Raw genomic sequence first — 6,021 nt, 5'->3', positions numbered from 1 at the left:
GCGGGGGACTTAGGGAGTGTCCGGCGGATCGTGACCCGGCCCGCCGGACACGCCCGGGCCCCGTGCTCTACGAGGCCTCGGACCGTGGTCAGCCGCCGGCCGGGGCGCCCGCGGTGGGCAGGGAGACGAAGAGGTCGAAGTACATGCCCGCGGAGATCAGCACGCCGATGGCGCCGAGGGCGACACCGGCCAGGGCGACCGCGCGGATCCAGGTGGGCTGCGGACGCTCGGAGGGGGTACCGAAGGCGGGGCGGACCAGGACGAAGACACCGACGAGCAGGGCCAGGACGGCGAAGACGCCGTTGACCAGGGCGGTGGTGTGCCAGGCGTCCCCGTAGATCTCGGAGATCTGCTGGGCCGCGCTGCCGCCGCCGCCGGAGGTCTGGATCTGGCCGATGAGCGTCTCGCGCTCGGCGGCGACCCGGCCGGTCCACGCGCCGGTCAGGGCGACGATGCCGAGGGCGGCGGAGACGACGGCCGCCGCGCCCGCGCCGACGCCGTGCCGGGCCTCGTCGAAGGGGTCGGGCTCCAGGGCATCGTCCTCGTCGTCCGACTGCGCGGCGAGGTCGTCGTCGGGGGCCGTCCCGGAGTCGGCGGCGTCGGACGGCGTACCGGTGGCGTCCTTCGTCGCGGAGTCCTTCGCGGGGCCCTTGACCAGGGATTCCTTGGTGGTCGCCTCCTCCGTGACGGCGTGGGCGGTGCCATCGGCGGGGTCGGTCGTCCCGGCGGGCGGGGTGGTCGTGGACGGGGTCGTCGTCTTGGAGGGGGTGGTGTTCATGCGCCGCACGCTAGGGGGCCCGGATGAGAGCCCGCTTAACGCCGGGGCCCGGGAAGGGCCCGGGCCTGGGCTCAGCGCCCGGTGCGGGCCCGCCATTCCGGGGCGAGGACCGACCAGATCTCGGAGTCGTGGCGTACGCCCCGGTGGAGGTAGTTCTGCCGCATCACCCCGTCGCGGGCCATGCCGAGCCGCTTCGCCACCGCGATCGACCTGGTGTTCGCGGCGGAGGCGACCCACTCCACGCGGTGCATGCCGCGCTCGTGCACCGCCCAGTCGATCAGGCGCTCGGCGGCGCGCGTGATCAGCCCGCGGCCCTGGGCGGCGGGCTCCAGCCACACGCCGATCTCGCAGGTGCCGGACTCCGCGTCGAAGATCCGGAAGAGGACGCCGCCGACGAGGACGCCGTCCAGCCGGATGCCGTACAGCCGCCCGGTGTCCGTCGCCTGCTTCTCCGCGTACCGCTGGAGCAGGGCGCGCGCCGAGTCCAGCTCGGTGACGGACGAGGCGAGCGGGATCCAGGCGTCGACCAGCTCCCGGGCCCGGTCCATGTGGGCGAGGAGCTCCTCCGCCTGCCAGACCTCCAGCGGGCACAGCTGTGCCCCGTCGTCACCCAGGGATACGGCGAACATCGTGCTCCTCCTCGGCGGGCCGGACCATCACCGGTCCGGCGCCCTCTTCGGCACCCGTACCGCGTGCCTCCGGGATCTTCGCACGGAGCGGTACGCAGTCGGGCGGCTCGATGCTGATCCTGGGCAGCCGCTTCTCCAGCCAGCCCGGCAGCCACCAGTTCGCCCCGCCGAGCATGTGCATCAGGGCGGGCACCAGCAGGGTGCGCAGGACGAAGGCGTCCAGGGCGACGGCGGTGGCCAGAGCGATGCCGAACATGGCGATGACCCGGTCGCCGCTGAGCACGAAGGCGAGGAAGACGGAGATCATGATCACGGCGGCGGAGTTGATGACCCGGCCGGTCTCGGCGAGGCCGACCCGTACGGCCCGCCGGTTGTCGCCGGTCTCCAGCCACTCCTCGTACATCCGGCCGACCAGGAAGACCTGGTAGTCCATGGAGAGGCCGAAGAGGACCGAGACCATGATCACGGGGAGGAAGGGCTCGATGGGCCCGGCGCTGCCGAGGCCGAGCAGCTCGCTCCCCCAGCCCCACTGGAAGACGGCCACGACGACGCCGAAGGACGAGGCGACGGCGGCCACGTTCATCACGGCGGCCTTGAGCGGGATGCCGATGGAGCGGAACGCCAGGAGGAGGAGCAGGCAGCCGAGTGAGATGACGACCCCGACGAAGAGCGGCAGTTTCCCGACGATGATCTCGGCGAAGTCGTCGTAGCTCGCCGTCACCCCGCCGACATGGGCCTCCAGCGAGGTGTTGTCCTGGACCGGCGGCAGCACGTCGTCCCGGATCCGGTCGACCAGCTCGCTGGTGTCCTGCGACTGGGGGGACGAGTCGGGGACGACGGTGAGGAAGGCGGTGTCGCCGGAGCTGTTGTACGTGACCGGGCTGACGGACGCGACGCCCTCGGTGGTGCGCAGCTCCTCGGGCAGCGAGTCCAGCGCGAGCCGGTCGTCCGCGCCGTCGAGCTGGGCGGCGATGGTGAGGGGGCCGTTGACGCCGGGCCCGAAGCCGTCGGCGATCAGGTCGTAGGCCTGCCGGGTGGTGGCGGTGGCCGGGTTGTTGCCCTGGTCGGAGGTGCCCAGGTGGAGGCCGAGGGCGGGCAGGGCGAGCACCGCCATGACGACGGCCGCGATGCCACCGAGCAGCTTGGGGTGCCGTTCCACGAAGGCGGACCAGCGGGCGGCGAACCCGGTGGGCAGCTCGGGCCTCGGCCCGTGTTCGGCGAGCTGTCGCCTCTCGCGGCGGCTGAGCGCCCGCATCCCGATGAGGGACAGCAGCGCGGGCAGCAGCGTGACCGAGGCCATCACGGTGAGGACGACGGTGAGCGAGGCGGCGATGGCGACGCCGTTGAGGAAGCCGAGCCGCAGGATCAGCATGCCGAGCAGGGCGATGCAGACGGTGGCCCCGGCGAACACGACCGCGCGCCCGGTGGTCGTGACGGCGTTCTGCGCCGCTTCGTCGACCGACATCCCGCGCCGGAGGCCTCTGCGGTGCCGGGTGACGATGAAGAGGGCGTAGTCGATGCCCACGCCGAGCCCGATGAGCATGCCGAGCATCGGGGCGAAGTCCGCCACGGTCATCACGTGGCCGAGGAGCACGATGCCCGCGTAGGCGGTGCCCACGGAGACCAGGGCGGTGGCGATGGGCAGCAGGCTGGCGGCGAGCGAGCCGAAGGCGAGGAAGAGCACGACGGCCGCGACGACGACGCCGACGCCCTCGGCGAGGTGGACGGAGGGCGCCTCGCCGAGGGCGACGGCGGTGCCGCCCAGCTCGACCTGGAGCCCGTCGGCCTCGGCTCCCTTCGCGGTGTCGACGAGGGCCTGCGCCCGGGAGGCGGGGATCTCGTCGGCGGGGTGGTCGAAGGTGACCGTGGCGTACGCGGTGTGGCCGTCCTCGCTGATCTGGCCGGGTCCGGTGCCTCCGTAGGGGCCGGTGACCGCGCCGACGCCCGGCAGCTCCTCGATCGCGTGGAGCGTCCGGGTCATGGTCTGCTCGACGTCGGCGGCCCGGACCGTGGAGCCGGTGGTGTGCCAGACGACGGTGTCGGTGTCGCCGCCGAGGTCGGTGAAGCCGCGGGAGAGGAGTTCGGTGGCGCGGCCGGACTCGGTACCGGGGACCTCGTAGTCGTTGGAGTACGCGGAACCCGCGAAGCCCGCCGCGGCGGCGGTCCCGCCGAGGGCGGCGAGCCAGATGAGAACGGCGACGAGACGGTGCCTGATGCACCAGCGAGCGATGGCAGCCAACGGATGAGCTCCCTGCGGGTTCGTGAACATTTACCCACAGATGGCGTGATCTGCCCGTAAACGTCTCATGACCTGAGACCGTCACTCTGTCAGCAGAACGTGATCCTTTGTCCGTTTCGTGGCCATGGTCACAGGGCTTGATCTGTTCCCTACACGGAACGGATCAAGCCCTGCGGCCCTCGGGCCGGGTCAGCCGGAGACGCTGGCGCGGCCGTTCTCGATGTGGCCCATGAGCCGCCGCCGGAAGCCGTCCTCCCCGTCGACGGTGACGGCGAGGTCGTACCAGCCGTGGGCGTCGGCCGCCGAGTGCACGAGCGCGCGGCTGCGGCCCGGCTTGACCGTGACGCGGCGGGTCCAGTCCCGTACGTCGTCCTCGTCGACGTAGCCGAGCGGCCGCACCAGGAAGGTCAGGGTCCGGCGGCCGGTGTTGCGCAGGGTGAGGTGAAGGTCGCGGTCGCGGTGGTCGATGCGGGAGGCGACCTCCGCTCCCCCGTCGGCCGGTCCGGCGAACTCGCGCCGGAAGCCGTTCGGCCCGGTGACCGTGAAGCGGTACGCGTCCCCGGCGAGCGGAACGGTCCAGTGCGCGGTGTCGCGGACGTCCTTGTGCTGCGGGGCCGGGAACTCACCGGCGTACGGGTACAGCGCGAAGTGCGCCGAGGACCGGCCGGTGTTGGCGAGCTCCACGCGCAGGGTGTCGCCCGACCGCCTCGCCCGGGCGTCCGGCCGGTAGGGCAGCGGGCGCGCCGGGCGTGCGCCGGGCTCCTGCTCGGGGAGGTGCTGGACGGCGGGCGGCTTCGGCTGCCAGCGCCCGCCGATCGGCGGGATCGCCCCCGGCCGCTCGACGGCGGGCTGCCGGCGGGCCCGGGTGAAGTCGAAGGCGGAGGTCAGGTCGCCGGTGACGCGCCGCCGCCAGTCGCCGATGTTGGGTTCCTTCACGCCGGTCCAGCGCTCCAGGAAGCGGATGACGGAGGTGTGGTCGAAGACCTCGGAGCAGACGTACCCGCCGACGGTCCAGGGCGAGACGACCAGCAGCGGCACCCGGATCCCGAGGCCGGTGGGCCGGCCCTCCCACTGCTCGTCGGTGACCTCGGGGGGCGCGACGGGCGGCGGGACGTGGTCGAAGAAGCCGTCGTTCTCGTCGTAGTTGATCAGTACGGCAGTGTGCCGGCACACGTCGGGGTGCTTGCCGAGCGCGTCGAGGATCTTGTAGACGATGGTGGCGCTGTGCACCGGCGACGAGGTGCTCGGGTGCTCGGAGTCGATCGCCGAGGGGACCAGGTAGGAGACCGCCGGCAGCGTCCCGGCCGCCACGTCCTTGGCGAACTCGTCCGCCAGGCTTCCGGTCGGCACCCGGCGCAGCCCCCGCTCGAACAGGCTGCGCTCGCGCCGGTCGAGAGTGGCGACGCCCTCCTCCAGCAGCCCGAGGAGCCGGGTGCGCTCGGTCTCGGACGCGCCCCGGACCTTGGCGTAGAAGGCCTCCATGTAGGTGTGCCCGCCGGTCCTGGCCAGCGCCTTGCGGGCGATCGCCTTGAAGGTGGCGAAGAACTCGATCTGGTTGTCGGTGAAGTTCTCCCACTCGGTGTACGTCCGCCAGCTGCGCCCGGCCTTCTCCAGCCGCTCGGCATAGGTGGACCAGTCGTAGCCGGGGTGGCTCCCCTCGTTGTACGCGTCGTTGCCGACGGCCCGCTTCCCGTTCGCCTCGAAGCCGGTCTTCCCGCTCCACAGGTGGTTGCGGTTGGGGCTGGTGGAGGTGTGGACCGAGGAGTGGTAGGCGTCGCAGACGGTGAAGGTGTCGGCCAGCTCGTAGTGGAGCGGGATGTCGCGGCGGTCGTAGTACGCCATCGTCGCCGCGGTCTTCGCGCTGATCCAGCCGTTCATCCAGCCGCCGCCCCAGGCCTTCGCGCCACCGTTCCAGGAGTGGTCGAGGGCGCCGATGTACTGGAGGTCCTTCTTCTGCTCCTCGGCCGCCCCGCGCACCGGGAAGGGCAGCACGGTGGAGCCGGCCGCGGCGGGCTGCTCGAACACCGTTCCGCCGGTGGGCAGCTCGATGGCGTTGCGGTCGCCGAAGCCGCGTACGCCGCGCAGGGTCCCGAAGTAGTGGTCGAAGGAACGGTTCTCCTGCATCAGGATCACCACATGCTTGATGGAGCCGAGGCCTCCCCCGCCGGACCCCGCGTGGGCGGGCTGCGCGGCGATGGCGGCCTGGAGCGACGGCGGCAGGAACGATCCGGCCGCAGCCGCGCCGAGTGCGCCGCCGCCCAGCGCGAAGAGCCGTCGCCGTGACATGTCCGTGGTCAAAAGAGCCTCCTGGTTCCGGTGGTTACAGCCGGGAAGCTAGTCAGCCCAGGTGGCGTCGGGAAGGACTGCGCACGGAC

General features: G+C 72.3%; 4 protein-coding genes. All 4 read right to left on the bottom strand.

What is annotated here, in order from left to right; all coding sequences use genetic code 11:
* Window positions 1-88: 88 nt before the first annotated feature.
* Window positions 89-778: a hypothetical protein gene (locus HET64_RS07240; RefSeq protein ID WP_215103216.1), complete on the bottom strand. Its 690-nt coding sequence runs from the start codon at window positions 776-778 to the stop codon at window positions 89-91.
* A gap of 71 nt (window positions 779-849) precedes the next feature.
* On the bottom strand, window positions 850-1,407 hold the full coding sequence (locus HET64_RS07235) for a GNAT family N-acetyltransferase (protein WP_215103215.1): 558 nt from the start codon (window positions 1,405-1,407) through the stop codon (window positions 850-852).
* A complete protein-coding gene (locus HET64_RS07230) occupies window positions 1,385-3,646 on the bottom strand; it encodes an efflux RND transporter permease subunit (RefSeq protein WP_215103214.1) in 2,262 nt (753 codons plus the stop codon). The genes HET64_RS07235 and HET64_RS07230 overlap by 23 nt, the downstream gene beginning before the upstream one ends.
* Window positions 3,647-3,835: 189 nt before the next feature.
* Complete coding sequence (locus tag HET64_RS07225; protein WP_215103213.1) at window positions 3,836-5,944, bottom strand: phosphocholine-specific phospholipase C; 2,109 nt, start codon at window positions 5,942-5,944, stop codon at window positions 3,836-3,838.
* Between the last annotated feature and the right edge of the window lie 77 nt (window positions 5,945-6,021).

It is taken from the genome of Streptomyces sp. McG3 (genome assembly GCF_018619185.1).
Classification (GTDB): Bacteria; Actinomycetota; Actinomycetes; order Streptomycetales; family Streptomycetaceae; genus Streptomyces.
This window is presented reverse-complemented; position numbering and strand designations above follow the sequence as displayed.

Coding starts and splice junctions, on each gene's coding strand:
- HET64_RS07240 (WP_215103216.1), bottom strand. CDS start 778: ATGAACACCACCCCCTCCAAGACGACGACCCCGTCCACGACCACCCCG.
- HET64_RS07235 (WP_215103215.1), bottom strand. CDS start 1,407: ATGTTCGCCGTATCCCTGGGTGACGACGGGGCACAGCTGTGCCCGCTG.